At 61.5% G+C, this 25,795-nt stretch carries 33 protein-coding genes; 29 read left to right on the top strand and 4 right to left on the bottom strand.

Annotated features, from left to right (window positions below):
• Positions 1–8 precede the first annotated feature (8 nt).
• The 18 genes from rplX (at position 9) to bfr (ending at position 11,294) form a co-directional block, all read left to right on the top strand.
• Positions 9–323, top strand: coding sequence for a 50S ribosomal protein L24 (gene rplX, locus EL191_RS20615; RefSeq protein WP_003463290.1), 315 nt, complete (start codon positions 9–11; stop codon positions 321–323).
• A 19-nt stretch (positions 324–342) separates the two neighbouring features.
• Complete coding sequence (gene rplE / locus EL191_RS20610) at positions 343–882, top strand: 50S ribosomal protein L5 (RefSeq protein ID WP_003243911.1); 540 nt, start codon at positions 343–345, stop codon at positions 880–882.
• A gap of 15 nt (positions 883–897) precedes the next feature.
• Positions 898–1,203 (top strand): 30S ribosomal protein S14, encoded by a 306-nt coding sequence (gene rpsN / locus EL191_RS20605; RefSeq protein WP_003463288.1) that lies wholly within the window; start codon positions 898–900, stop codon positions 1,201–1,203.
• 191 nt (positions 1,204–1,394) lie between these two features.
• Positions 1,395–1,787: a 30S ribosomal protein S8 gene (gene rpsH / locus EL191_RS20600; protein WP_003243915.1), complete on the top strand. Its 393-nt coding sequence runs from the start codon at positions 1,395–1,397 to the stop codon at positions 1,785–1,787.
• A 12-nt stretch (positions 1,788–1,799) separates the two neighbouring features.
• The gene (gene rplF, locus EL191_RS20595) at positions 1,800–2,333 is read left to right on the top strand and encodes a 50S ribosomal protein L6 (protein WP_003463285.1); all 534 of its coding nucleotides are present in this window, start codon (positions 1,800–1,802) and stop codon (positions 2,331–2,333) included.
• Positions 2,334–2,344: 11 nt separating this feature from the next.
• The gene (gene rplR, locus EL191_RS20590; protein WP_013717343.1) at positions 2,345–2,695 is read left to right on the top strand and encodes a 50S ribosomal protein L18; all 351 of its coding nucleotides are present in this window, start codon (positions 2,345–2,347) and stop codon (positions 2,693–2,695) included.
• Positions 2,696–2,698: 3 nt separating this feature from the next.
• Positions 2,699–3,199 (top strand): 30S ribosomal protein S5, encoded by a 501-nt coding sequence (gene rpsE, locus EL191_RS20585; protein ID WP_013717342.1) that lies wholly within the window; start codon positions 2,699–2,701, stop codon positions 3,197–3,199.
• Between the two features lie 2 nt (positions 3,200–3,201).
• Positions 3,202–3,381 (top strand): 50S ribosomal protein L30, encoded by a 180-nt coding sequence (gene rpmD / locus EL191_RS20580; RefSeq protein WP_003243922.1) that lies wholly within the window; start codon positions 3,202–3,204, stop codon positions 3,379–3,381.
• Positions 3,382–3,383: 2 nt separating this feature from the next.
• Positions 3,384–3,815, top strand: coding sequence for a 50S ribosomal protein L15 (gene rplO / locus EL191_RS20575; protein WP_013717341.1), 432 nt, complete (start codon positions 3,384–3,386; stop codon positions 3,813–3,815).
• A complete protein-coding gene (secY, locus tag EL191_RS20570) occupies positions 3,816–5,144 on the top strand; it encodes a preprotein translocase subunit SecY (RefSeq protein WP_013717340.1) in 1,329 nt (442 codons plus the stop codon). It abuts the gene before it with no gap.
• A gap of 28 nt (positions 5,145–5,172) precedes the next feature.
• Entirely contained in the window at positions 5,173–5,289 is a 117-nt protein-coding gene (gene rpmJ / locus EL191_RS20565; RefSeq protein ID WP_002555468.1) for a 50S ribosomal protein L36, read from the top strand.
• 133 nt (positions 5,290–5,422) lie between these two features.
• On the top strand, positions 5,423–5,779 hold the full coding sequence (rpsM, locus tag EL191_RS20560) for a 30S ribosomal protein S13 (RefSeq protein ID WP_012019780.1): 357 nt from the start codon (positions 5,423–5,425) through the stop codon (positions 5,777–5,779).
• A 30-nt stretch (positions 5,780–5,809) separates the two neighbouring features.
• A complete protein-coding gene (gene rpsK / locus EL191_RS20555; RefSeq protein WP_003243933.1) occupies positions 5,810–6,199 on the top strand; it encodes a 30S ribosomal protein S11 in 390 nt (129 codons plus the stop codon).
• A gap of 17 nt (positions 6,200–6,216) precedes the next feature.
• Positions 6,217–6,837, top strand: coding sequence for a 30S ribosomal protein S4 (rpsD, locus tag EL191_RS20550; protein ID WP_013717339.1), 621 nt, complete (start codon positions 6,217–6,219; stop codon positions 6,835–6,837).
• Between the two features lie 22 nt (positions 6,838–6,859).
• Positions 6,860–7,861 (top strand): DNA-directed RNA polymerase subunit alpha, encoded by a 1,002-nt coding sequence (locus EL191_RS20545; protein WP_003243938.1) that lies wholly within the window; start codon positions 6,860–6,862, stop codon positions 7,859–7,861.
• Positions 7,862–7,905: 44 nt separating this feature from the next.
• Positions 7,906–8,292: a 50S ribosomal protein L17 gene (rplQ, locus tag EL191_RS20540; protein ID WP_003243945.1), complete on the top strand. Its 387-nt coding sequence runs from the start codon at positions 7,906–7,908 to the stop codon at positions 8,290–8,292.
• Between the two features lie 250 nt (positions 8,293–8,542).
• Positions 8,543–10,693, top strand: a complete 2,151-nt coding sequence (gene katG, locus EL191_RS20535) for a catalase/peroxidase HPI (RefSeq protein WP_041980437.1) — start codon at positions 8,543–8,545, stop codon at positions 10,691–10,693.
• A 136-nt stretch (positions 10,694–10,829) separates the two neighbouring features.
• Positions 10,830–11,294: a bacterioferritin gene (gene bfr, locus EL191_RS20530; protein WP_024309652.1), complete on the top strand. Its 465-nt coding sequence runs from the start codon at positions 10,830–10,832 to the stop codon at positions 11,292–11,294.
• Positions 11,295–11,341: 47 nt separating this feature from the next.
• Here the strand turns inward: bfr and uvrA are convergent, their stop codons facing one another.
• On the bottom strand, positions 11,342–14,176 hold the full coding sequence (gene uvrA, locus EL191_RS20525) for an excinuclease ABC subunit UvrA (protein WP_041980438.1): 2,835 nt from the start codon (positions 14,174–14,176) through the stop codon (positions 11,342–11,344).
• A 190-nt stretch (positions 14,177–14,366) separates the two neighbouring features.
• Between uvrA and EL191_RS20520 the strand changes: the two genes are divergently transcribed.
• Together EL191_RS20520 and EL191_RS20515 are read left to right on the top strand one after the other, a co-directional pair.
• Positions 14,367–15,761, top strand: coding sequence for an MFS transporter (locus EL191_RS20520; protein WP_041980439.1), 1,395 nt, complete (start codon positions 14,367–14,369; stop codon positions 15,759–15,761).
• Between the two features lie 9 nt (positions 15,762–15,770).
• Positions 15,771–16,262 carry a single-stranded DNA-binding protein gene (locus EL191_RS20515; protein WP_003463262.1) on the top strand — a complete coding sequence of 164 codons (492 nt, stop codon included), beginning with the start codon at positions 15,771–15,773 and terminating at the stop codon, positions 16,260–16,262.
• A gap of 60 nt (positions 16,263–16,322) precedes the next feature.
• Here EL191_RS20515 and gstA read toward each other — a convergent pair whose 3' ends face one another.
• Complete coding sequence (gene gstA / locus EL191_RS20510) at positions 16,323–16,928, bottom strand: glutathione transferase GstA (protein WP_017362103.1); 606 nt, start codon at positions 16,926–16,928, stop codon at positions 16,323–16,325.
• A gap of 102 nt (positions 16,929–17,030) precedes the next feature.
• Here gstA and EL191_RS20505 point away from each other — a divergent pair, with 102 nt between their 5' ends.
• The 3 genes from EL191_RS20505 to EL191_RS20495 all read left to right on the top strand — a co-directional run bounded on the left by EL191_RS20505 (position 17,031) and on the right by EL191_RS20495 (position 19,327).
• Positions 17,031–17,444: a winged helix-turn-helix transcriptional regulator gene (locus tag EL191_RS20505; RefSeq protein WP_041980440.1), complete on the top strand. Its 414-nt coding sequence runs from the start codon at positions 17,031–17,033 to the stop codon at positions 17,442–17,444.
• Between the two features lie 85 nt (positions 17,445–17,529).
• On the top strand, positions 17,530–18,414 hold the full coding sequence (locus EL191_RS20500) for a sugar nucleotide-binding protein (protein WP_041980441.1): 885 nt from the start codon (positions 17,530–17,532) through the stop codon (positions 18,412–18,414).
• Complete coding sequence (locus EL191_RS20495) at positions 18,407–19,327, top strand: NAD-dependent epimerase/dehydratase family protein (protein WP_041980442.1); 921 nt, start codon at positions 18,407–18,409, stop codon at positions 19,325–19,327. Before EL191_RS20500 ends, EL191_RS20495 begins: the two co-directional genes overlap by 8 nt.
• Positions 19,328–19,382: 55 nt before the next feature.
• Here EL191_RS20495 and EL191_RS20490 read toward each other — a convergent pair whose 3' ends face one another.
• On the bottom strand, positions 19,383–20,075 hold the full coding sequence (locus EL191_RS20490) for an OmpW/AlkL family protein (RefSeq protein ID WP_013717329.1): 693 nt from the start codon (positions 20,073–20,075) through the stop codon (positions 19,383–19,385).
• Between the two features lie 193 nt (positions 20,076–20,268).
• Here EL191_RS20490 and EL191_RS20485 point away from each other — a divergent pair, with 193 nt between their 5' ends.
• From EL191_RS20485 to EL191_RS20460, 6 genes are read left to right on the top strand one after another with little or no spacing between them, the layout of a single operon-like run.
• The gene (locus tag EL191_RS20485; RefSeq protein WP_041980443.1) at positions 20,269–21,042 is read left to right on the top strand and encodes a DUF3450 domain-containing protein; all 774 of its coding nucleotides are present in this window, start codon (positions 20,269–20,271) and stop codon (positions 21,040–21,042) included.
• The gene (locus EL191_RS20480) at positions 21,039–22,388 is read left to right on the top strand and encodes a MotA/TolQ/ExbB proton channel family protein (RefSeq protein ID WP_041980444.1); all 1,350 of its coding nucleotides are present in this window, start codon (positions 21,039–21,041) and stop codon (positions 22,386–22,388) included. Before EL191_RS20485 ends, EL191_RS20480 begins: the two co-directional genes overlap by 4 nt.
• On the top strand, positions 22,381–22,929 hold the full coding sequence (locus tag EL191_RS20475; protein WP_013717326.1) for a MotA/TolQ/ExbB proton channel family protein: 549 nt from the start codon (positions 22,381–22,383) through the stop codon (positions 22,927–22,929). Before EL191_RS20480 ends, EL191_RS20475 begins: the two co-directional genes overlap by 8 nt.
• 11 nt (positions 22,930–22,940) lie before the next feature.
• On the top strand, positions 22,941–23,351 hold the full coding sequence (locus EL191_RS20470) for an ExbD/TolR family protein (RefSeq protein WP_003463247.1): 411 nt from the start codon (positions 22,941–22,943) through the stop codon (positions 23,349–23,351).
• Positions 23,351–24,034 (top strand): TonB family protein, encoded by a 684-nt coding sequence (locus EL191_RS20465; protein WP_017362099.1) that lies wholly within the window; start codon positions 23,351–23,353, stop codon positions 24,032–24,034. Before EL191_RS20470 ends, EL191_RS20465 begins: the two co-directional genes overlap by 1 nt.
• A 2-nt stretch (positions 24,035–24,036) precedes the next feature.
• A complete protein-coding gene (locus EL191_RS20460; protein WP_041980445.1) occupies positions 24,037–25,134 on the top strand; it encodes a tetratricopeptide repeat protein in 1,098 nt (365 codons plus the stop codon).
• A 112-nt stretch (positions 25,135–25,246) separates the two neighbouring features.
• On the opposite strand, the gene EL191_RS20455 is transcribed toward EL191_RS20460, so the two are convergent.
• On the bottom strand, positions 25,247–25,768 hold the full coding sequence (locus EL191_RS20455; RefSeq protein ID WP_013717323.1) for a DUF3299 domain-containing protein: 522 nt from the start codon (positions 25,766–25,768) through the stop codon (positions 25,247–25,249).
• Positions 25,769–25,795: the final 27 nt, after the last annotated feature.

Below are 25,795 nucleotides of genomic sequence, written 5' to 3'. Positions count from 1 at the left end.
GATCCGACATGCAAAAGATTCGTCGTGACGACGAGATCATCGTGATCGCCGGCAAAGACAAAGGTAAGCGCGGTAAGGTGCTCAAGGTTCTCGCTGACGACCGTCTGGTCGTCGGTGGCATCAACCTGGTGAAGCGTCATACCAAGCCGAACCCAATGTCGGGCGTTCAAGGCGGTATCGTCGAGAAAGAAGCGCCACTGCACGCTTCCAACGTTGCCATCTTCAACAGCGAAACCAACAAGGCTGACCGTGTTGGTTTCAAAGTCGAAGACGGCAAGAAAATTCGTGTCTTCAAGTCCACCCAGAAGCCGGTTGGCGCTTGAGAATCCGTAGGTAAATACCATGGCACGACTGAAAGAGATTTACCGGAAGGAAATCGCGCCCAAGCTGAAGGAAGAACTGAAGCTGGCGAACGTGATGGAAGTTCCGCGCATCACCAAGATCACCCTGAACATGGGCCTGGGCGAAGCGATCGGTGACAAGAAAGTCATCGAGAACGCCGTTGCCGACCTCGAGAAGATCACCGGTCAGAAAGTCGTTGTGACTCATGCCCGCAAGTCGATCGCAGGTTTCAAGGTTCGTGAAGGTTGGCCGATTGGCGTCAAGGTCACTCTGCGTCGCGAGCGTATGTACGAGTTCCTGGATCGTCTGCTGTCCATCTCCCTGCCGCGCGTGCGTGACTTCCGCGGCCTGAATGCCAAGTCCTTCGATGGCCGTGGCAACTACAGCATGGGCGTGAAAGAGCAGATCATCTTCCCGGAAATCGATTACGACAAAATCGATGCGCTGCGTGGTCTGGATATCACCCTGACTACCACTGCCCGTAACGATGATGAAGGCCGCGCTCTGCTGCGTGCTTTCAACTTCCCGTTCCGCAACTGATCGGAGTCCTGGACAATGGCCAAGACAAGCATGAAGAACCGCGAGCTGAAGCGTCAGCAAACGGTTGCCAAGTACGCCAAGAAGCGTGCCGAGCTGAAAGCCACCATCGCTAATCCGAACACCAGTCCGGAAGCCCGTTGGGAAGCCCAGGTCGCTCTGCAGAAGCAGCCGCGTGACGCCAGCGCCTCGCGCCTGCGTAACCGCTGCCGCATCACCGGCCGTCCGCACGGTGTTTACCGCAAGTTCGGTCTGTCGCGTAACAAGCTGCGCGAAGCCGCCATGCGCGGTGACGTACCGGGCCTGGTGAAAGCCAGCTGGTAAGCAGCAATAAAAGACAAAGCCGGCCTTGAGCCGGCTTTGTCTTTATGTGAACAAGCCCCTTTTGGGGCTTGCTTCATTTTTGATCGGTCTCTAGAATGTCCGGCTCTCCTGAGCCTGGTATTTCCATGCCGAGCTTTTGGATGATCCCACAGCCCTCGGGCTGTTCTTTTTGTATCAGGAGCGTCTAGCCCATGAGTATGCAGGACCCGTTAGCGGACATGCTAACTCGTATCCGTAATGCCCAGATGGCTGAAAAGTCCGTCGTAAGCATGCCTTCTTCCACTCTGAAGGTGGCTGTAGCCAAAGTTCTCAAAGACGAAGGTTACATTGCGGGTTATGAAGTCAATGGCGAAGCCAAGCCACAACTGTCCATCGAGCTGAAGTACTTCGAAGGCCGTCCGGTCATCGAGGAAGTCAAGCGCGTGAGCCGTCCTGGCCTTCGTCAATACAAATCCGTCGATGACCTGCCGAAGGTACGCGGCGGTCTCGGTGTTTCCATCGTCTCCACCAACAAAGGTGTGATGACGGATCGCGCTGCGCGCGCTGCCGGTGTCGGCGGCGAAGTGCTCTGCACCGTGTTCTAAGGGGGGATAAGCATGTCTCGCGTTGCTAAGAACCCCGTTGTGCTGCCTGCCGGTGTCGAGATCAAGCTCGCCGGTCAGCAGCTTTCGGTCAAGGGCGCCAAGGGCACCCTGGAACTGAACGTTCACTCGTCCGTAGAAGTTATCCAGGAAGGCAGCGAACTGCGTTTCGCCGCTCGTAATGGCGACCAGCAGAACCGCGCCATGGCCGGTACTACTCGCGCTCTGGTTAACAACATGGTTATCGGTGTCAGCCAAGGCTTCGAGCGTAAGCTGCAGCTGGTCGGCGTAGGCTACAAGGCCCAGGCCAAGGGCCAGGTGCTGAACCTTGCGCTGGGCTTCTCTCACCCGATCGACTACGAACTGCCAGCTGGCGTCGTGGCCGAAACCCCCAACCAGACCGAGATCCTGATCAAGGGTATCGACAAGCAACTGGTGGGTCAGGTGGCTGCGGAGATCCGTGACTTCCGTCGTCCTGAGCCTTACAAGGGCAAAGGCGTTCGTTACGCGGATGAAGTTGTCCGTCGTAAAGAAGCCAAGAAGAAGTAAGGGGCTGAGAAATGACCGACAAAAAACTTACTCGTCTGCGTCGCGCTCGCAAAGCACGCCTGAAAATGCACGAGCTCGAAGCCGTGCGTCTGTGCGTGTATCGCTCTTCGCAGCACATCTATGCCCAGGTCATCTCGGCCGACGGCAGCAAGGTTCTGGCCAGCGCCTCTACCTTGGACAAAGCACTGCGTGATGGCGCCACCGGCAACGTCGACGCGGCCAAGAAAGTTGGTGCGCTGGTTGCCGAGCGTGCGAAAGCCGCTGGTGTGACCCAGGTGGCATTCGACCGTTCTGGCTTCAAGTACCACGGCCGCGTCAAGGCGCTGGCTGATGCTGCTCGTGAAGGCGGGCTGGAGTTCTAAGTTATGGCAAATAACGACCAAAAGCGCGACGAAGGCTACATCGAGAAGCTGGTTCAGGTTAACCGCGTTGCCAAAACCGTAAAGGGTGGCCGTATCTTCACCTTCACCGCGCTGACCGTGGTAGGTGATGGCAAGGGTCGCGTCGGTTTCGGCCGTGGCAAGTCCCGCGAAGTACCGGCTGCCATCCAGAAAGCGATGGAAGCTGCTCGTCGCAACATGATCCAGGTGGATCTGAACGGCACCACTCTGCAGTACCCGATCAAGTCCGCTCATGGCGCCTCCAAGGTGTACATGCAGCCGGCTTCGGAAGGTACCGGTATCATCGCCGGCGGCGCCATGCGTGCCGTACTGGAAGTAGCTGGTGTACAGAACGTTCTGGCCAAGTGCTACGGCTCGACCAATCCGGTGAACGTGGTTCATGCCACTTTCAACGGTCTGAAGACCATGCAGTCTCCGGAATCCGTTGCGGCCAAGCGTGGCAAGAGCGTCGAGGAGATTCTCTAACCATGGCTAACACCGTCAAAGTGACTCTGATCAAGAGCACCAATGGCCGCCTGGCCAATCACAAAGCTTGCGTCAAGGGCCTGGGCCTGCGTCGCATCGGTCACACCGTAGAGGTTCTGGATACTCCGGAAAACCGCGGCATGATCAACAAGGCTTACTACCTGCTGAAGGTGGAGGGTTAATCATGCAACTGAACGATCTGCGTTCCGCGCCGGGTGCCCGTCGCGAAAAGCACCGTCCGGGCCGTGGTATCGGTAGCGGTCTGGGTAAGACTGGTGGCCGTGGTCACAAAGGTCAGACCTCCCGCTCCGGTGGTTCCATCGCTCCGGGCTTCGAGGGTGGTCAGCAGCCGCTGCACCGCCGTCTGCCGAAGTTCGGCTTCGTCTCCCTGAAGGCTATGGATCGCGCTGAAGTGCGTACCTCCGAGCTGAACAAGGTAGAGGGCGTTGTAACTCTGCAGGCTCTGAAGGATGCCAATCTGGTTGGCCAACACGTACAGCGCGTCAAAGTCATGCTGTCCGGTGAGGTTACCCGTGCGGTCACCCTGAAAGGTATCGCCGCCACCAAGGGTGCGCGTGCGGCTATCGAAGCAGCTGGCGGTAAGTTCGAGGACTAAATGGCTAAGCAAGGTGCTCTCTCAGCGCTGGCAGGTGGCGGGTTGTCCGAACTCTGGGCTCGTCTGCGTTTCCTGTTCCTGGCGATCATCGTCTACCGGATAGGTGCGCACATCCCGGTTCCTGGCATCAACCCAGACCGACTGGCGGATCTGTTCCGGCAGAATGAGGGGACCATTCTTAGCTTGTTCAACATGTTTTCCGGCGGCGCGCTGGAGCGGATGAGCATCTTTGCGCTGGGGATCATGCCGTACATCTCGGCATCGATCATCATGCAGCTGATGACCGCCGTCAGCCCGCAGCTGGAGCAGTTGAAGAAGGAAGGTGAAGCTGGCCGTCGCAAGATCAGCCAGTACACCCGCTACGGCACTCTCGTCCTGGCATTCGTTCAGGCCATCGGCATGTCCGTTGGTCTGGCGAGCCAGGGCGTTGCGTTTTCGGTTGATTTCGGCTTCCACTTCGTGGCGATCACCACTTTCGTGGCGGGCGCGATGTTCATGATGTGGTTGGGCGAGCAGATCACCGAGCGCGGTGTCGGCAACGGTATTTCGATGCTGATTTTTGCAGGCATCGTGGCCGGTTTGCCGTCGGCGATCGGGCAGTCTTTCGAGTCTGCTCGCCAGGGCGATATCAACATTTTCGCCCTGATCGCCATCGGCTTGCTGGCAGTAGCGATCATCGGTTTCGTGGTGTTCATCGAGCGTGGCCAGCGCCGTATTGCGGTGCACTACGCCAAGCGTCAGCAGGGCCGCAAGGTCTTCGCTGCGCAGACCAGCCACCTGCCGCTGAAGGTGAACATGGCGGGCGTGATCCCGGCCATTTTCGCCAGCAGTCTGCTGTTGTTCCCGGCTTCGCTGGGAACCTGGTTTGGTCAGTCCGAGGGTCTGGGCTGGCTGCAGGACATCTCGCAGGCTATCGCTCCTGGTCAGCCGTTGAACATTCTGCTGTTTAGTGCAGGGATTATCTTCTTCTGCTTCTTCTACACGGCGCTGATGTTCAACCCGAAAGACGTAGCGGAAAACCTGAAGAAGTCCGGTGCCTTTATTCCGGGTATCCGTCCCGGTGAGCAGTCCGCACGCTATATCGATGGCGTTCTGACCCGCTTGACCCTGTTCGGTGCTCTGTACATGACGGCCGTTTGCCTCCTCCCGCAGTTTCTGCAGGTGGCTGCCAACGTTCCGTTCTACCTTGGCGGGACCTCGTTGCTGATCGTGGTCGTGGTTGTGATGGACTTCATGTCCCAAGTGCAATCTCACCTCGTGTCTCACCAGTACGATTCCCTGATGAAGAAAGCCAACCTGAAGGGCTATGGCAGCGGCATGCTCCGCTGATCCACCCGTAAGGTTCGAGGAGTTGGTAATGAAAGTTCGTGCATCGGTGAAAAAGCTGTGCCGTAACTGCAAAATTATCCGTCGCGAAGGTGTCGTGCGGGTGATCTGCAGCGCAGAGCCGCGTCACAAGCAGCGCCAAGGCTGAGTGTGAACCACGCGTGATAAGCCCGGCAGCTAGTGCGCTGCCGGGTTGATTATTTGTTTTTACAGCGTTAATATCTCGCGCCCTATTTCTTGGCTTCCGGGGCGTAGGTAGCTGTCAATTGGAGTTCCACTGAATGGCCCGTATTGCAGGCGTTAACATTCCGGATAACAAGCACACTGTTATCTCGCTGACCTACATCTACGGTGTTGGTCGCACCACTGCACAGAAAATCTGTGCCGCTACCGGTGTAAACCCGGCTGCGAAAATCAAGGATCTGACTGACGAGCAGATCGAACAGCTGCGTGGCGAAGTAGCCAAGGTGAATACCGAAGGCGACCTGCGTCGTGAAGTGAATATGAAGATCAAGCGCTTGATGGATCTGGGTTGCTACCGCGGCCTGCGTCATCGTAAAGGTCTGCCGGTTCGCGGTCAGCGCACCAAGACCAACGCTCGCACCCGTAAGGGCCCGCGTAAGCCGATCCGCAAGTAATCGCATTCGCGAATCGACAGGAATTTAGTCATGGCAAAACCTGCTGCTCGTACTCGTAAAAAAGTCAAAAAGACGGTGGTTGATGGCATCGCCCACATCCACGCGTCTTTCAACAACACCATCGTGACCATTACCGACCGTCAGGGTAACGCCCTGTCCTGGGCTACCTCCGGTGGTTCGGGTTTCCGCGGCTCGCGTAAGTCCACTCCGTTCGCTGCCCAGATCGCCGCCGAGCGCGCTGGTCAGGCTGCTCTGGAATATGGCCTGAAGAACCTCGACGTCAACGTCAAGGGCCCGGGTCCAGGTCGCGAATCCGCTGTGCGTGCTCTGAACGCCTGCGGCTACAAAATCGCCAGCATCACCGACGTGACGCCTATCCCGCACAACGGGTGCCGTCCGCCGAAGAAGCGTCGCGTGTAAACAGGAGACAGTGAGAAATGGCTCGTTACATTGGTCCCAAGTGCAAACTGTCTCGCCGTGAAGGCACCGACCTCTTTCTGAAGAGCGGTGTTCGCGCGCTTGAATCTAAGTGCAACATTGAAGCAGCTCCCGGTATTCACGGTCAGCGTCGCGGTCGTCAATCCGACTACGGCACCCAGCTGCGTGAGAAGCAGAAAGTCCGTCGTATCTACGGCGTTCTGGAGCGTCAGTTCAGCGGTTACTACAAGCAAGCTGCCAGCCAGAAGGGCGCCACCGGCGAAAACCTGCTGCAACTGCTGGAGTGCCGTCTGGATAACGTGGTTTACCGTATGGGCTATGGTGCTACCCGCGCCGAATCCCGTCAGCTGGTTTCGCACAAAGCAATCAGCGTCAACGGTCAGACCGTAAACGTACCGTCCTACCAGGTTAAAGCTGGCGACGTCGTTGCTGTTCGCGAGAAATCGAAGAACCAGCTGCGCATCGCTCAGGCTCTCGAGCTCTGCGCCCAGCGCGGCCGTGTTGAGTGGGTAGAAGTAGACGCTGAGAAGAAGTCTGGTGTGTTCAAGAACGTACCGGCTCGTAGCGATCTGTCCGCTGACATCAACGAGAGCCTGATTGTCGAGCTCTACTCCAAGTAAGGGCTAGAAAATAGGTGCATCCATGCAGATTTCGGTAAATGAGTTCCTGACCCCCCGTCACATCGATGTGCAGGAGGTCAGTCCGACCCGCGCCAAGATCACCCTCGAGCCTCTCGAGCGTGGTTTCGGCCATACCCTGGGCAACGCGCTGCGTCGCATCCTGTTGTCCTCCATGCCTGGCTGTGCAGTAGTCGAGGCCGAGATCGACGGTGTACTCCACGAGTACTCCGCGATCGAAGGTGTGCAGGAAGATGTCATCGAGATCCTGCTCAACCTGAAAGGTCTGGCTATCAAGCTGCACGGCCGTGACGAAGTGACCCTGACTCTGGCTAAGAAGGGCCCGGGCGTCGTTACCGCTGCCGATATTCAGCTGGATCACGATGTCGAAATCGTCAATGGCGACCACGTCATCGCCAACCTGGCCGCCAATGGCTCGCTGAACATGAAGCTCACCGTAGCTCGTGGTCGCGGCTATGAGCCGGCCGACGCTCGTCAGAGCGACGAAGATGAAAGCCGCAGCATTGGTCGCTTGCAGCTGGATGCTTCGTTCAGCCCTGTGCGTCGGGTTGCTTACGTGGTGGAAAACGCCCGTGTCGAGCAGCGCACCAACCTGGACAAACTGGTTATCGACCTGGAAACCAACGGTACCCTGGACCCTGAAGAGGCCATCCGTCGTGCTGCGACCATCCTGCAACAGCAGTTGGCCGCGTTCGTCGATCTCAAAGGTGACAGCGAGCCGGTGGTGGTCGAGCAGGAAGACGAGATCGATCCGATCCTGCTGCGTCCTGTCGATGACCTGGAACTGACCGTACGTTCGGCCAACTGCCTCAAGGCAGAGAACATCTACTACATTGGTGACCTGATTCAGCGCACCGAAGTAGAGCTGCTCAAAACCCCGAACTTGGGCAAGAAATCCCTGACCGAAATCAAGGATGTTCTGGCTTCTCGCGGTCTGTCCCTCGGTATGCGCCTCGACAACTGGCCGCCGGCAAGTCTGAAGAAAGACGATAAGGCCACTGCCTGATCGTCATCATCACCGAACGAACAAGTTTGGTAAGGAATTGAACCATGCGTCATCGTAAAAGTGGCCGTCACCTCAGCCGCACCAGCGCTCACCGCAAGGCCATGTTCCAGAACATGGCGGTCTCGCTGTTCGAGCACGAGCTGATCAAAACTACCCTGCCGAAAGCCAAGGAACTGCGTCGCGTTGCCGAGCCGCTGATCACCCTGGCCAAGGAAGACAGCGTTGCTAACCGTCGTCTGGCCTTCGACCGTACCCGTTCGAAAGCCATCGTTGGCAAACTGTTCAACGATCTGGGCAAGCGCTACGCCACCCGTAACGGCGGCTACCTGCGCATCCTCAAGTGCGGCTTCCGCGCTGGCGACAACGCTCCGATGGCTTACGTTGAACTGGTCGACCGTCCGGTCGGCGGTTCGGTAGAAGCTGCCGAGTAAATTGCTGGTTGTACAAGAAACCGGGCCTAGTGCCCGGTTTTTTGTTGCCTGAAATTTACCGATTCGGGTGCCGGGGCCGGCGCGTATATCGGCAGAATCTGGCCTCGGCATGCGGTTTGGGCTCACGAAAGAAATTAACTATCGAGCCGTTACGCTCGATGAATTGGTTCGCCAAGCGAAGCGAGTCTAGGCTTGTTCCATCGTTGGTCGCACAGGCTGCGACTGACCCGATGAGGAGAAGGAGAGAAGCATGTCGAACCAAGGTAAATGTCCGTTCAACCACGTTGCGGGTGGCGGTACGACCAACAAGGATTGGTGGCCGAACCAGCTGCGTGTGGACCTGCTGAATCAGCATTCCGACCGATCCAACCCCCTGGGCGAGCAGTTCAACTACGCCGAAGCCTTCAAGAAACTCGATTACAAGGCCCTCAAGGCCGACCTGGTTCGGTTGATGACCGATAGTCAGGACTGGTGGCCCGCCGATTTCGGTCACTACGGCCCACAGTTCATCCGCATGGCCTGGCACTCAGCCGGCACCTACCGCACTACCGACGGTCGCGGCGGTGGTGGTCGTGGCCAGCAGCGTTTCGCTCCGCTGAACTCCTGGCCGGACAACGTCAACATCGACAAATCGCGCCGCCTGCTGTGGCCGATCAAGCAGAAGTATGGCCAGTCCATTTCCTGGGCGGACCTGTACATCCTCGCCGGCAACGTTGCGCTGGAGTCCATGGGCTTTCGCACCTTCGGCTTCGGAGCCGGTCGTGAGGACGTCTGGGAACCGGATCAGGACGTCAACTGGGGCGCCGAGGTTGCCTGGCTGGGCGTCGACCCCAAGCGCGTCAACAATGAGCGTGAGCTAACCGCTCCCTTCGGCGCTACCCACATGGGCCTGATCTACGTGAACCCGGAGGGCCCGAACGCCAGTGGCGATTACCTTGCCGCGGCCAAGGACATCCGCGCCACCTTCTACCGCATGGCGATGGATGACGAGGAGATCGTCGCGTTGATCGCTGGCGGCCATACCTTTGGCAAATGTCACGGTGCGGCGCCTGAGTCACACAAGGGGCCGGAACCGGAAGCTGCACCGATCGAAGCTCAGGGCCTGGGCTGGGCCAGCAACTTCGGCAGCGGTTTCGGCAAGGACACCGTTTCCAGCGGCCTGGAAGTCACCTGGACAAAGACGCCGGCGCTGTGGAGCAACAACTTCTTCGAGAACCTGTTCAAGTTCGAGTGGGAGCTGACCAAGTCGCCTGCCGGTGCCAAGCAGTGGGTGGCCAAGGACGCGCCGGAGATCATCCCGGACGCCCATGTGCCGGGCAAGTTCCATAAGCCGACCATGCTCACCACCGACCTGACTCTTCGCTTCGACCCCGAGTTCGGCAAGATCTCCAAGCGCTTCTACGAAGATCCGCAGGCCTTCGCCGATGCGTTCGCGCGTGCCTGGTACAAGCTGACTCACCGTGACATGGGGCCGAAAGCTCGCTACCTGGGCCCGGAAGTGCCGAAAGAGGACCTGATCTGGCAAGACCCGCTGCCGGCTGCCACCCACAACCCGACTGCTGCCGACATCGCTGACCTGAAGGCGAAGATTGCGGCGTCCGGTCTGTCGGTTGGTGATCTGGTGTCCGTGGCCTGGGCCTCGGCTTCGACCTTCCGCGGCGGCGACAAGCGCGGCGGCGCCAACGGTGCGCGTCTGGCATTGGCACCGCAGAAGGATTGGGCGGTCAACCGGCGTGCTATGACGGTGCTGCCGAAGCTGGTCGATATCCAGCAGGCTTCGGGCAAGGCGTCGCTGGCCGATGTGATCGTGCTGGCCGGCAATGTCGGCGTCGAGTTGGCGGCCAAGGCGGCTGGTGTGGCGGTGGATGTGCCGTTCGCTGCTGGCCGTGTCGATGCGCGTCAGGATCAGACCGATGTCGAGTCCTTCGATGTGCTGGAGCCGGCTGCCGATGGTTTCCGCAACTACAGCAAAGGCAACCTGGGTGTACCTACCGAAACGATGCTGGTGGACAAGGCGCAGATGCTCACCCTGACCGCGCCGGAGTTGACTGCGCTGGTCGGTGGTCTGCGTGTACTAGGCGCCAACCATGACGGTAGCCAGCATGGAGTGTTCACCGACAAGGTCGGCGTGCTGTCCAACGACTTCTTCGTTAATCTGCTGGACATGGGCACCGTGTGGAAGGCCACCGATGACAGTAATGAAGTCTTCGAGGGGCGTACGCGCAAGGATGGTCAGGTGAAGTACACCGCCACACGCAACGATCTGGTGTTCGGCTCGAACTCCATCCTGCGCGCTTACGCCGAGGTGTATGCCAGTGCCGACGGCAAGGAGAAGCTGGTCAAGGACTTCGTCGCCGCCTGGACCAAGGTGATGAACCTGGATCGTTTCGATCTGGCCTGAGGCTGACGGACGCATCGCTGGTGCGTCAGCAAACCGCAACGCCTCCCTCGCTGAGGCGTTGTGCTTTTGCTTGACCGAACCCTGCGGCAGGCGGAGCATTGCCACCTGTTCATGAATGCTACAAGGAATGCCCGGCATGAAAGGCCATACCGAAGTCGTCGACTATCTCAAGCATCTGCTCAAGGGCGAGCTGGCCGCGCGTGACCAGTATTTCATCCATTCGCGGCTGTATGAGGACTGGGGCTTCAGCAAGCTCTACGAGCGCATCAACCATGAGATGGAGGAGGAAACCCAGCACGCCGATGCGCTGCTCAAGCGCATCATCTTCCTCGAGGGTGTGCCGGACATGGTGCCCAACGCCTTCACCTTCGGCCAGACCGTGCCTGAGGCGCTGAAGCTCGACCTAGCCCTGGAATACGAGGTGCGCGCGGCCCTGAGCAAGGGTATTGAACTGTGCGAGAAGCATCAGGATTACCAGACTCGCGACATCCTCCTGGCACAGCTCAAGGATACCGAGGAAGACCACGCCTATTGGCTGGAGATTCAGCTGCAGCTAATCGACAAGCTGGGGCTGGAGAAGTACCTGCAAAGCCAGATGTAAGTTGACTTGTCCAAAAAAGAGCCCCGCATGTGCGGGGCTCTTTCGTTTCAGGCGCGGTCGCGTTCCAGCAGCGGCTTGAGGAAGTGCCCAGTGTGCGAAGCCGGGTTGGCGGCCACTTCTTCCGGGGTGCCGGTTGCGATGATCATGCCGCCCTTGGAACCGCCTTCCGGGCCGAGATCCACCAGCCAGTCGGCGGTCTTGATCACGTCCAGGTTGTGCTCGATCACCACCACGGTGTTGCCGTGGTCGCGCAGGCGGTGCAGCACGTCGAGCAGTTGCTGGATATCGGCGAAGTGCAGGCCGGTGGTCGGCTCGTCGAGGATGTACAGGGTCTTGCCGGTGTCGCGCTTGCTCAGCTCGCGGCTTAGCTTGACCCGCTGCGCCTCGCCGCCGGACAGGGTGGTCGCCGATTGGCCAAGCTTGATATAAGACAGGCCGACGTCCATCAGCGTCTGCAGCTTGCGGGCGATAGCCGGCACGGCGTCGAAGAAGGCGCGGGCATCCTCGATGGTCATGTCCAGCACTTCGGTGATGCTCTTGCCCTTGTACTTCACTTCCAGGGTTTCGCGGTTGTAGCGCTTGCCCTTGCACACGTCGCAGGGCACGTAGATGTCCGGCAGGAAGTGCATTTCCACCTTGATCACGCCGTCGCCCTGGCAGGCCTCGCAGCGCCCACCCTTGACGTTGAAGCTGAAGCGGCCCGGGCCGTAACCGCGCGAGCGCGACTCCGGCACGCCGGCGAACAGCTCGCGGATCGGCGTGAACAGACCGGTGTAGGTGGCCGGGTTGGAGCGCGGCGTGCGACCGATCGGGCTCTGGTCGATGTCCACGACCTTGTCAAGATGCTGCAGACCGTCGAACGAGTCGTAGGGCGCGGCCTCCAGGCTGGTGGCGCCGTTGAGCGCGGTGGCGGTGATGGGGAACAGGGTGTTGTTGATCAGCGTCGACTTGCCCGAGCCGGACACGCCGGTGACGCAGGTGAGCAGACCGACCGGAATCTCCAGGTCGACCTTGCGCAGGTTGTTGCCGCGTGCGCCCTTGAGCTTCAACGACTTCTTCTTGTCGCGCGGCGTGCGGTTGGCCGGGTACTGGATCTTCTTGCGCCCGGACAGGTAGCTGCCGGTCAGCGACTCGGGATCGGCCATCACTTGGTCGGGGGTGCCTTGCGAGACGATCCGTCCGCCGTGCACGCCTGCACCGGGGCCGATGTCCACCACGTAGTCGGCCAGGCGGATGGCGTCCTCGTCGTGCTCGACCACTATCACCGTATTGCCCAGATTGCGCAGGTGGGTGAGGGTGGCCAGCAGCCGCTCGTTGTCGCGCTGGTGCAGGCCGATGGACGGCTCGTCGAGGATGTACATGACGCCGACCAGGCCGGCGCCGATCTGGCTGGCCAGGCGTATGCGCTGCGCCTCTCCGCCGGACAGGGTGTCGGCACTGCGATCGAGGGTCAGGTAGTCGAGGCCGACGTTGACCAGGAACTGCAGGCGCTCGCGGATTTCCTTGAGGATCTTCTCGGCGATCTCGCCACGGCGGCCGGTCAGGTGCAGTTCGCCGAAGTAATCGCAGGCGTCGCCCACCGGCAGGCCGGTGACCGCCGGCAGGGTCTTCTCGCCAACCCAGACATGCCTCGCCTCGCGGCGCAGGCGCGTACCGCGGCAGTCGGGGCAGGGCTGGGTGCTGAGGAACTTGGCCAGTTCCTCGCGCACGCTGGCCGACTCGGTCTCGCGGTAGCGGCGCTCGAGGTTGGGGATGATGCCCTCGAAGGGATGCGAGCGCTTGACGATGTCGCCGCGGTCGTTGAGGTACTTGAAATCGACGCTCTGCGTGCCGCTACCGAACAGGATCACCTTCTGGTGCTCCGCAGCCAGCTCGTCGAACGGCTCTTCCAGGCTGAAGCCATAGTGGCTGGACAGTGACCCGAGCATCTGGAAGTAGTAGACGTTGCGTCGGTCCCAGCCGCGGATGGCGCCTTCGGCCAGGGTCAGCTCGCCGTTGACAAGGCGCTTGGCATCGAAGAACTGCTTCACGCCCAGACCGTCGCAGGTGGGGCAGGCGCCGGCCGGGTTGTTGAAGGAGAACAGCTTGGGCTCCAGTTCGCTGATCGAGTGGCCGCAATGCGGACAGGCGAAGCGCGCGGAGAAGATGATCTCTTCGCCTTCTTCATCATCCATGGGGGCGATCAGGGCGATGCCGTCGGCCAGGCCGAGCGCGGTCTCGAAGGATTCGGCCAGACGCTGCTGCAGGTCTTCGCGCACCTTGAAGCGATCCACCACTACATCGATGGAATGCTTCTTCTGTTTATCCAGCTTGGGCAGCTCGTCCAGCTCATGCAGCTTGCCGTTGACCCGGGCGCGGACGAAGCCCTGGGCGCGCAGCTCTTCAAACACCGACAGATGCTCGCCCTTGCGCTCGCGCACGACGGGCGCCAGCAACATCAGCTTGCGACCTTCAGGCAGGGCCAGCACCTGATCGACCATCTGGCTGACGGTCTGCGCCTCCAGCGGTACGTCGTGATCCGGGCAGCGCGGCGTGCCGACACGAGCATAGAGCAGGCGCAGGTAGTCGTAGATCTCGGTGATGGTGCCCACCGTCGAGCGTGGGTTGTGCGAGGTGGACTTCTGCTCGATGGAAATCGCCGGGGAGAGGCCTTCGATGGTGTCGACGTCGGGCTTTTCCATCATCGACAGGAACTGCCGGGCGTAGGCCGATAGCGATTCGACGTAACGGCGCTGGCCCTCGGCGTAGAGCGTGTCGAACGCCAGCGAGGACTTGCCGGAACCGGACAGGCCGGTGATCACGATCAGCTTGTCGCGCGGCAGGGTCAGGTCGATGTTCTTGAGGTTGTGGGTACGTGCCCCACGAATCAGGATTTTGTCCACTTAGGGAACCTCTGAAAGCTGTCTGCGTTGCCTCTGCCGCATCAAACGCTGGCGGCTTGCAACGGGCCTCGCTGGGCGGGCGGAAACGGTCGAGTATAGGGCTTGCCGCTACCCTGCGGCAAAGTGTGCGCCTGTGCCGAAACGACGCCGGCTGCTAGAATCGCCGGCTGATTTCCTCAGGGTTTATTCGATGCACGATCCGCACAGCGAGCGCATGAGTAGTAGCGAGACCCGCGCGGCCGGCGGCCTGGCCATGGTGTTCGCGTTTCGTATGCTGGGCATGTTCATGGTGCTGCCCGTGCTGGCCACCTACGGCATGGATCTGACCGGCAGTACGCCGGCGCTGATCGGCCTGGCCATCGGTGCCTATGGTTTGACCCAGGCCGTGCTGCAAATTCCCTTCGGCATCATCAGTGACCGCATCGGCCGACGTCCGGTTATCTACGTCGGCCTGTTGATCTTCGCCGCCGGCAGCGTGCTGGCAGCCAATGCCGACTCGATCTGGGGTGTGATCGCCGGGCGCGTGCTGCAGGGCGCCGGGGCGATTTCCGCGGCGGTGATGGCGTTGCTCTCGGACCTGACCCGTGAGCAGCATCGGACCAAGGCCATGGCCATGATCGGCATGAGTATCGGCCTGTCGTTCGCCGTGGCCATGGTGGTCGGCCCGCTGCTGACACGAGCCTTCGGCCTGTCCGGGCTGTTCTGGGCCACCGGGGCGATGGCGCTGCTCGGTATCCTGATCGTCGCCGGTATCGTGCCGAAGGATGCCGGGCCGCTGCAGCACCGCGAGTCCGGCGTGGCGGCGCAGGCCTTGTGGCCGACCCTCAAGCATGGCGACCTGCTGCGCCTGGACTTTGCCATCCTGGCCTTGCATGCGGTACTCATGGCTAGTTTCGTGGCCTTGCCGCTGGCGCTGGTGGAGCAGGGCGGGTTGGTCAAGGAAGAACACTGGTGGGTCTACCTCACCGCGCTGTTGATCGGTTTCTTCGGCATGGTGCCGTTCATCATCTACGGCGAGAAAAAGCGCCAGATGAAACGCGTACTGCTCGGGGCCGTGTCGGTGTTGCTGCTATGCGAGCTTTACTTCGCTCTTTTCGGCAGTGGTCTACGCGCGCTGGTGCTGGGTATCGTGGTGTTCTTCACTGCCTTCAACTTGCTCGAGGCCTCGCTGCCGTCGCTGGTCAGCAAGGTGGCGCCGGCCGGTGGCAAGGGCACCGCGATGGGGGTCTATTCCACCAGTCAGTTCCTTGGTGCTGCGCTGGGCGGCATTCTCGGTGGCTGGCTGTACCAGCATGTGGGGCTGAATGGTGTCTTCATCGGCTGCGCCGTGCTCTGTGCGATTTGGCTGGCCATTGCTGTTACTATGCGCGAACCGCCGTATGTGACCAGTTTGCGTCTGCCGCTCGATGCCGCGGCACTGGCTGATGTTGGACTGGTCGAACGCCTCAAGGCGACGCCTGGAGTGGCGGACGCCGTGGTGGTGGTCGACGAAGCGGCCATCTATATCAAAGTCGATACCCAACAAGTGGATCGCACGACGCTGGAAAGCCTGATCGTATCGGCGCCAGCGACGTGCCGAGTCTAGGAGAACGTTATGGCCCGTGGGGTTAACAAAGTCATTCTGGTCGGCACCTGCGGCCAGGACCCGGAAACACGCTACCTGCCCAGCGGCAACGCGGTAACCAACCTGAGCCTGGCCACCAGCGAGCAGTGGACCGACAAGCAGACCGGGCAGAAGGTCGAGAAGACCGAATGGCACCGCGTTGCCCTGTTCGGCAAGGTCGCCGAGATCGCCGGCGAATACCTGCGCAAGGGTTCGCAGGTGTACATCGAGGGCAAGCTGCAGACCCGCGAGTGGGAAAAGGACGGCATCAAGCGCTACACCACCGAGATCATCGTCGACATGCAGGGCACCATGCAGCTGCTGGGCGGTCGTCCTAGCGGTGATGAAGGCGGCGCGCCGCGCCAGTCGCGTCCGGCCCCGCAGCGTGAACCGCAACAGGCGCCGCGTCAGGAGCGTCCGGCTCCGCAGCAGGCCCAGCCAGCGCCTGACTACGACAGCTTCGACGACGATATTCCGTTCTAATCGCGTGATACCGAGCTGATCCGAAAACCCCGAGCTAGCCTCGGGGTTTTTCTTTGGACTTCAGATCAGGCCTTCGGCCTTGAGTGCTTCGATCACCTTCGGGCGCGCGCCGATTCGGGCGTGGTAGGCCTGCAGGCTCGGCCAGGGATCAAGAGAGAAACCGACCATGCCGGCCCAGCCCAGAACGGTGAACAGGTAGCCGTCGGCCACGGTGAAGCGGTCACCGAGCAGGAACTCGCGTTCGCCGAGTTCGGTGACGAGCCAGTCGAGGCGCTTGCTCAGCAGCGCCTGGGCGGCGGCTTTCCAGTCTGCGCTCTGCGCCGGGTTGAACATGCTGCCGAAGGGCTTGTGCAGTTCGCTGGAGATGAAGCTGAGCCAGCTCTGCAGTTCGTAGCGTGCTTCGCTGCCGTTGGCCGGGGCCAGGCCGCTTTCGGGCTTGAGGTCGGCGATGTACTGCACGATGGCCGCGCCTTCGGTTAGCACCTTGCCGTTGTCCAACTGCAGGGCGGGGATGTAGCCCTTGCCGTTGATCCGGATGAAGTCTTCGCCCGAGGCGGTGAGTTTGGTCTTCAGGTCGACCGCTTCCAGTTCGAACGGCAGGCCGGCTTCGCGTAGCGCGATGTGCGGCGAGAGCGAGCAGGCGCCAGCTTTGTAGTACAGCTTCATGCGAGATTCCTTATTCGTGGTGGAGGATGGACGCGAAAGAGCTTACTCTTCGCTTTCCTTTGAGCAAGTACCTACCTATTGGTAAGTTTTGGAGTCGCCTCGATGTCCGATGACGTTCGCCCAGGCAATGTCTTCAGTGGTGTCTGCCCGGCACGCCATGTACTGGCAGTGATCGCGGACAAGTGGTCGCTGCTGTTGATCCACGCGCTGGCGCATGGCGGCACCTTGCGCACCGCCGAGTTGCGTCGCCGTGTCGAGGGCATCTCGGAGAAGATGCTGATTCAGACGATTCGCCGCCTGGAGCGCTTCGGTCTGGTCGTACGTCAGGCCTACGCTGAGGTGCCACCGCGAGTGGAGTACTCGTTGACGCCGCTGGGGCATTCGCTCAGTGAGCCGATTCGTGCCATAGACCATTGGGTGGAACGCAATGTCGCCGAGATCGCCCGTGCGCAGCAGGCCTTCGATCAGGCAGGCGAACGTGTTGCCGATCCGCAGCCGCGCGTTATTGCAGGGTGACGACACCGGGTAAAACCAGCAGAATATCGGCCATCATCGCCGCCACACCGGTAGGCAGAACAATTCTGGAGTCACCCGAACCACCATGCGTATGCGCCTGATGCTGCTGGGCGGCGGTAGTGCCCTGGGGCAAGCGCTGATCCGTCTTGGCGCCGAGGAAGACATCGGCTTCCTTGCGCCACGCCCGCCGGAAGAGGGTTGGGATGCTGCCAGCCTGACTGAGTTGCTCGACGATACCCGCCCGGATGCGCTGATCAACCTGGCCTATTACTTCGACTGGTTTCAGGCCGAGTCGGTGGTCGAGTCGCGTCTGCAAACCCAGGAGCGCGCCGTGGAGCGCCTGGCCGAATTGTGCCAGCACCACTCCATCGTACTGTTGCAGCCTTCCAGCTATCGCGTGTTCGATGGTTCGCGGGTCACCGCCTACAGCGAAAAGGAAGAGCCGGTGCCTCTGGGGCTGCGGGGGCAGGCGTTGTGGCGACTGGAGCAGAGCGTGCGTGCGATCTGTCCGCGTCATGTGTTACTGCGCTTCGGCTGGTTGCTCGATGACAGTCGAGAAGGGTTGCTGGGGCGATTTCTACAGCGGGCCGAGCGCGATGATGCGCTGTATCTCGCCGATGATCGGCGCGGTAATCCCACGCTGGTGGACGATGCCGCGCGGGTGATTCTGGCGGTGCTCAAGCAGCTGGACTGCGAGTCGCCCTTGTGGGGGACCTACCATTACGGTGGCCACGAGGCCAGCACGTCGCTGAGCCTGGGGCAGGCGGTACTGAGCGAGGCGCGTCACTATCGCAGCAACCTGGTCGAGGATGTCGCCCCTCAGGCGCACGCCGCTCGCCCGGATACTGCCGACGAACCGCAGCACGCCGTACTGGCCTGCAAGAAGATTCTTCACACCTTCGGCATCAAACCACGCGCCTGGCGCTCCGGTCTGCCGAGCCTGCTGGACCGTTATTATCGTCATGGCTGAAATTCTCGTAACCGGCGGCGCCGGCTTCATTGGCTCGCATCTGGTCGATGCCTTGCTGGCTGCCGGCCACGGCGTGCGTGTGCTGGACAACCTGTCCATGGGCAAGCGCAGCAATCTGCCGCTGGATAATCCGCGTTTGTGCTTCATCGAGGGCGATGTCGCTGATGTCGAGGTGGTTGCCCGCGCGGTAGCGGGTTGTTCGGCTGTTGCGCATCTGGCTGCGGTGGCTTCGGTGCAGGCTTCGGTGGACGACCCCGTAGCGACGCATCAGAGCAACTTCATCGGCACTCTGAATGTCTGCGAAGCGATGCGCCGACATGGTGTGCGGCGTGTGGTCTATGCCTCCAGCGCAGCGATCTATGGCAACAACGGTGAAGGCGTGGCGATCGATGAGACCACTGCCAAGGCGCCGTTGACGCCCTATGCGGCGGACAAGCTCGCCAGTGAGCACTATCTGGATTTCTATCGCCGCCAGCATGCGCTGGAGCCGGCGGTGTTCCGTTTCTTCAATGTCTTCGGGCCGCGCCAGGATCCATCCTCGCCTTATTCTGGGGTGATCAGCATCTTCACCCAGCGGGCACAGCGGGGGCTACCGATCAGCGTCTTCGGCGATGGCGAGCAGACCCGGGATTTTTTCTATATTGGCGATTTGATCGAGCTGCTGCTGCAGGGGCTGCTGGGTGAGTTCGTCGAGCAGCCGGTCAATGTCGGCTGGAACCAGGCGGTAAGCCTCAATCAGCTGCTGGCGGAGATCGGTGCGCTTTGCACGGGCTTGCCGCAAGTCACCTACTCGCCTGCACGAGCTGGCGACATCCGTCACTCTCGTGCCGACAATACGCGTTTGCAGGCTCATTACCGTATGCCGCCGCAAACGCCTCTGCGTGAAGGGTTACGTCAGTTGCTCGAACAGTGAATCGGGCACATGAAAAAGCCGGCTTTCGCCGGCTTTTTCGTTTCTGCGAGGGCTGTCAGAACTTGTAGCCCAGGCCGACCATGTAGACGAAGGGGTCGACGTCCACATCGACCTTCGCGCGAACACCGAGGGCATTGTTGTCGACATAGGCAGTAGTGTCGATGTCGATGTAACGCACTTGGGCGTTGAGCATCAGGCTGTCGGTCAGCATGTAGTCGGCACCCACCTGCCAGGCCAGGCCCCAGGAGTTCTTGGCGCGGAAGTTGTCGAAGCCGTTGGCGCTGGCGGCGCTGCCGACGTGCTCGTCGAAAATCCAGGTGTAGTTGATGCCTGCTCCGACATAGGGCTGGAAGGCTGACTTGGCGTCTAGTGGGTAATACACAAGGCTCAGAGTCGGCGGCAGATGCTTGAGGGTACCCAGCTTGCCATTGGCTGCATCGAGGACGGTGCCCTTGATCTTCACATCATGCTCGAACGGCGTTGCCGCCAGCAACTCGATGCCCAGATTGTCGGTGAGCATATAGGCGAAGTTCAGGCCCAGCTGGGTGTCACTGCTCATGGTTGCCTTTCCGCCGAGGTTGGCACCGGCGAGGCCACCGCGATCGACCTTGACGCTGGAGGAGTCGGCCTCCGGGTTGACGGTGATGGCCCCGGCGCGGATGAGGATGTCGCCGGCCTGGTGGGCCTGAGCAATGGGGGCGGCGACGGCCAGGGCCAGCAGTGAGGCAGTGAACAGTGACTTGTACATAGCGAACTCCAGTTCGAGTCGGTTGTGTGTCTTGGCTGGAATCAATGCTAAGCCAAGCAACAATCCACTTTTTGACCTGGCTCAATAGATCGACGGGCTCTGCTGCGGTGTTTTGTCCATTGCTTCAAATGCATCTCTAGATGATAATGTTTCTCTTTTTGAAGCAAGCCTGTCTGTTGAGGACCCTCTGCGCATGAATCGCTTCCCCCTCCGTTCCCTGGCTGTGGCCCTGATGTTGGCCAGCGGCTCGCTGGCTGCTGCGCCGCTGGATGCCGCACTGGATGAAAGCCAGCGCCTGGCCGCCGAGGCTAAAGCCTCGCAGGACCGTGTCGAGCAACTGGATGACGCCAGTCGTGAGATGCTGACCGAGTACCGAAATGCCCTGCAGCAGGCTGAGGCTTTGAAAGGTTATAACAGTCAGCTTCGTGATCTGGTCGAAGCCCAGCGTCAGGAGCTGACCAGCTATCAGAAGCAGCTCGATGGCATCGAACGTACCCAGGAAGCGGTAAGTCCGCAGATGGTCAAGATGGTCGAAGTGCTGGGTGAGTTCATTGCCGCCGATCTACCCTTCCTGCCCGAGGAACGTGAAGACCGTCTGGCTCAGCTGCAAGACCTGCTGCCGCGCGCCGATGTCAGCCTGGCCGACAAATATCGCCGCATCCTCGAGGCCTATCAGATCGAGAGCGACTATGGCCGCACGCTCGAAGCCTGGCGTGGCGAACTGAACCAGGGCGACGGTGATTCGCGCAGCGTCGAGTTCCTGCGCCTTGGCCGCAGCATGCTCTATTACCAGACCCTCGATGCCCATGAGAGCGGCTGGTGGAACCCGCAAACCAAGGCCTGGGAAGTGCTCGACGGCAGCGCACGTCGTCCGCTGACCCAGGCTATCGCCATCGCCCGTCAGCAACAGGCGCCTGCCGTGCTGTCCCTGCCGATCAAGACCTTGGCCGAGGAGGCCGCACAATGAGTCGTCGTGTTGTAGCCGTATTGGCGCTCAGCCTGTTGCCGGCACTGGCCGCCGTGGCCGAAACCCTCAACCCCGATCAACTGCTGCAGCGCATCCGTAGCGAGCGCGCTGCCGAAGTCAGCGCCATGCAGGAGCGCGAACAGGCGTTTCTCGCCAAGCGTAGCGAGCAGGCGCAGTTGCTGGCTGCCGCGCGTTCCGCGCTGAATACCCAGAAAGCCGAGAGCGAGCGCCTCAAGGCCGAGTTCGACCGGCAGGAGGCCGAGCTGGCCGAGCAGGAAAAACTGCTGGCGCAGCGCGTTGGTCACCTCGGTGAACTGTTTGGCGTGGTGCGCCAGAGCGCGGGTGATGTCGCCGGTCAATGGCAGGACAGCCTGCTCAACGCCCAGTACCCGGAGCGTCTGAAGCGCCTCAAGGCGCTGGCCGAAAGCCGCTCGCTGCCGTCCGCCGACGATCTCGACGGCTACTGGATGCTGCTGTTCGAAGACCTGGCTGCCAGCGGCCGTATCGAACGCCTGCAGCTGCCGGTGGTGAATGCCGATGGTTCGCGTCAGGAGCAGCAGGTGCTGCGTGTCGGTGCCTTCGCCGTGTATGGCGAGGATGCCTTCCTGCGTTACGACGCCGATGCCGGGCAACTGGTGGCGCCGCCGCGTCAGCCGTCCGGCCTGGGTCAGGTCAAGGACTACCTGAGCAGCACCGATGCGCTCGCCACGCTGCCCATCGATCCGAGCCGTGGCAGCCTGCTGGCGCAGCTGCAGCAGCAGCCGACCCTGTGGGACCGTCTGCAGCAGGGTGGTCTGGTCGGTTGGGTAATCGTCGTGCTGGGTGCTTTCGGCCTGCTTCTCGCTGTGTGGCGCATGGTCTACCTGGCTCGCGTTGGTAGCGGCGTCAAGGCGCAGATGCATGACCTCAGTGCGCCGCGCGGCGACAACCCGCTGGGCCGTGTGATCGGTGTGCTGGGCGCCAAGCCGCAACTGGCTGACCTGGAAACTCTGGAGCTGAAGCTCGACGAAGCGATCCTGCAGGAAACACCGCCGCTGGAAAAAGGCCAGGGCCTGCTCAAGCTGCTGGCTGCCGTTGCACCGCTGCTCGGCCTGCTGGGGACCGTGACCGGCATGATCGTGACCTTCCAGGCCATCACTCAGAGCGGTGGCGGCGATTCGCGCCTGATGGCCGACGGTATCTCCCAGGCGCTGGTGACCACCGTGCTGGGCCTGGTGGTAGCCATTCCGCTGCTGTTCCTGCACAGCCTGCTGGCAAGCCGCAGCAAGGGCCTGATCCAGATTCTGGAGCAGCAGAGCGCTGGCCTGATCGCCCTGCACCTGTCGGGAGCGCCACGCCGTGACTGATCTGTTCGCCTTCTGGCTGCGTGCGGTCGACAGTGCCCATGCACTGCTCGACTTCATGAGCGCCGGCGGCGTGGTGATGTGGGCGCTGGCGGTGCTCTGCGTGGTGTTCTGGACCTTGGTGTTCGAGCGCTTCTGGTACATGCGCCGAATTTTTCCGCGCTGGGTGCAGGAACGTCGAGAGGCCTGGCAGCAGGTACTCGCCGATGACAACGGCAACTGGCAGCGCGCCGTTCGTCTGGCCTGGCTGGCGCAGGCGCGTCAGCAACTGGCGGCGCCGTTGCGCCTGGGCAAGACCCTGGTGGCGCTGTATCCGTTGCTGGGCCTGCTGGGTACCGTACTTGGCATGATCGCCGTGTTCGATGTGCTCGCCCTCAACGGTGCCGGTAACCCACGCGGCATGGCCGCAGGCGTGTGGCAGGCGACCCTGCCGACCATGGCCGGCATGGTTCTGGCCATTCCTGGATTGTTCAGCCTGGCGCGCCTCGAACGCGAAGCCAGCCAGGCCATCGAGCGGCTGGCCGACCAGCTGCGTCACGACTGAGATCGCCCAACATGAGAATGCGTCGTCACCACCAGCAGGACGAAGATACCGGCATCGACCTCACACCGATGCTCGACGTGGTCTTCATCATGCTGATCTTCTTCATCGTCACCAGCTCCTTCATTCGTGAGTCCGGCGTCGAGGTGCAGCGTCCGCAGGCGGAAACCGCCAGCCCGCAGGACAAGGGCAATATCCTCATCGCCGTCACCGCCGACGGGCAGATCTGGATGGACAAGCAGCCAGTGGATATCCGCAGCGTGCGTGCACATGTCGAGCGCATGCGGGTCGACCAGCCCGATGGCGCGGTGGTGGTGCAGGCCGACCAGGATGCGCGTACCGGCCTTGTCGTCCAGGTGATGGATCAGGCGCGCCTGGCTGGCGTGCAGGATGTCGCCCTGGCCGCCGGCAGCGGAGTCAATTGATGCGTCTGCCGCTGTCTTTTCTCGGTGCCTGCCTGATGGCCCTGGGGCTGTTCGCCCTGATGCTTTACATGGTCGCGCCACCGAGCGCCAAGGTAAGTCAGGACCCTGTCAGCGTGGCCAACTTCGTGCGCATGGACGGTAACTCCAGCGAAACCGCCAGCCGCACCCGTCAGCAGGCACCGCAGCCACCTCAGCCGCAAACGCCGCAGCCACCCACGCCGCCGACACCGCAAACGGCTACGCCAAATGCCAACCTGCCGGCGCTGGACATCCAACTGCCAAGCCTGGCCAGTGGTATCGCCGTCAACAGCGCGCCTGCGCCGAGCTTGTCCGGTCTTGCACCGGGGGCTCCAGCGCCGACACCGCCGAGCCAGGCCGCCGAGTCCGGTGGGCAGATGGGCGGGATGGAGAGCGAAGTCATGCCGCTCAACGACGTGCGCCCGGAATACCCGCGTTATGCGCTGCAGCGTGGCATCGAAGGTTTCGTCAAACTGGCTTTCACCATCAATCGCTCCGGCAATGTGGAGAACATCCGCGTGCTGGAAGCCAACCCGCGTAACGTCTTCGAGCGCGAAGCACGCCGCGCCGCGGCACGCTGGCGCTTCGCGCCACGTACCGAAGGTGGCCTGGCGGTGGACCGCGAAGCGGTGAAGACCCTCTACTTCCGTCTGGAAAGGAGCTGACCATGTACCGTTGGTTGTTGCTCGTGATGCTCAATGCCGCAGCCCTGCCCGGCATGGCACAGCAGACCATCGACCCGGCCGTGTTCAAGGCTTTGAATGCGGCGCAAGGCGCGCAGCAAAAGGGCGATTACAGCGCCGCGCGGCGCGCGCTGGATGAGGTCCAGGCCAAGAGCGGCAGTCTTGAGGAGGCTCTGGTCTGGCGCAGCAAGGCTTACGTGGCCTGGTCGGCCGGCAACAATGGTCAGGCCATCGAGTGGCTGGACAAGGCTGTGCGTAGCGGCAAGCTTGACGATGAAATGCTGGCTGGCGAGCGCCTCAATCTGGCCAAGCTCAACTTGGGTGAGCGCCGCTACGCCAAGGTCGTCGAGTTGCTGGCGCCGAATCAGGGCAGTGCCTCCGAGGAGGTACTGCAGATGCTGGTGCAGGCCTATCAGGGCATGAACCAGCCGGCCAAGGCGTTGCCGCTGGCCGAGCGATACGTGCAGGCCAATCCCAACGCCGCCGACATCTGGCTGCAGTTTCTTGTGGGTGCCAATGCCGATCTGAAACGTTATTCCCAGGCCGAGCGCTGGCAGCGCCAGTTGCTGGCGCGCCAGCCGAACGATGCCAAGGGCTGGCGTCAGCTGGCTGGCCTGCAGCAGATGGCCGGCAGCAATGACAAGGCGCTGGCGACCCTGCGTGCGGCGCATAGCAAGGGCCTGCGTTTCAGCGAGTCCGAGCTGGACAACCTGGTGCTGCTGGCTGGTGCTGCCGACCAGCCCTGGCAGGGCGCCAAGCTGCTTGCCGGCATGCTCGACAGCGGTCTGCTGGCCAATACCGCCGCGCGTCAGGAACGCTTGGGGCTGTTCTGGTGGCAGGCGCGTGATCGTTCTGCTGCGGTGCGCGTGCTGCGTCCTCTGGCTGAGCGCAGCGGCAATGGCAAGCATTGGCTGTATGTTGCACAGCTGGAGCTGGAACAGTCGCGTTGGCAGGCTGGTCTGGATGCGCTGGCGCGTGCCGAACGTGGCGGTGCCGAGCGAGCCAAGGTGCGCTCCTGGCGGCAGTGGGCGGAAAGTGAACTGCGCTTCGAGCGCGAGAATCGGGTCGCCAGTCGCGGCTGACGACAGTGCTGACCGATATAAAAAAGCCAGACGCGATGTCTGGCTTTTTCTTTGGGGTATTTTTAGCGGGTTATCCGCGAATCTTTTCGCGCTGAAACCGCTCCTACGAAGATCAGCTGTCGGGCAGTTCGTAGGCGTAGATCTTGTCTGCTTCCATCTGGTAACCGACCTCGGCCAGCTCGCTGCTGACGTGCTCGACCTTCAGGGGCCCCTCCACCCAGAACGGCTGGTACAGCGCATCGAGCAGCACGCCGAGTTCGCTGGTGACGTGGACGATCTGGTTCGAGGGTGGTGGCGGCACGTGAATGCAGGCGCCGAAGTAAGGCACCAGCAGGAACTCCACCACGCGGCCTTCGTCGGTCACGTCCAATGGCACGATATAACCGGGCAACTTCACCGCCTGGCCATTGAGCCCCTTGACCACCGGCGCCGCCGGCGATTGCTGCATGGCGGCCGGGCCGGATTCGGCCAGGGCGTCGGCCAGTTGCGAGAGATCGTGAATGGGCGCGGGCTCGACGACCTGCGGTGGGGCATCGGGCGGAATCAGATCGGACCAGGTGAGTTCGCGCACATCAGCAGCAGCCAGTGGCAGTGCCAGGGTCAGCAGCAGGGTGGCGAGAATGGGGCGAGACATGAGCTACCTCAGTGGATTGATTCGCCG

Origin of the sequence: Pseudomonas mendocina (assembly GCF_900636545.1) — a bacterium.
Taxonomy (GTDB): domain Bacteria; phylum Pseudomonadota; class Gammaproteobacteria; order Pseudomonadales; family Pseudomonadaceae; genus Aquipseudomonas; species Aquipseudomonas mendocina.
This window is presented reverse-complemented; position numbering and strand designations above follow the sequence as displayed.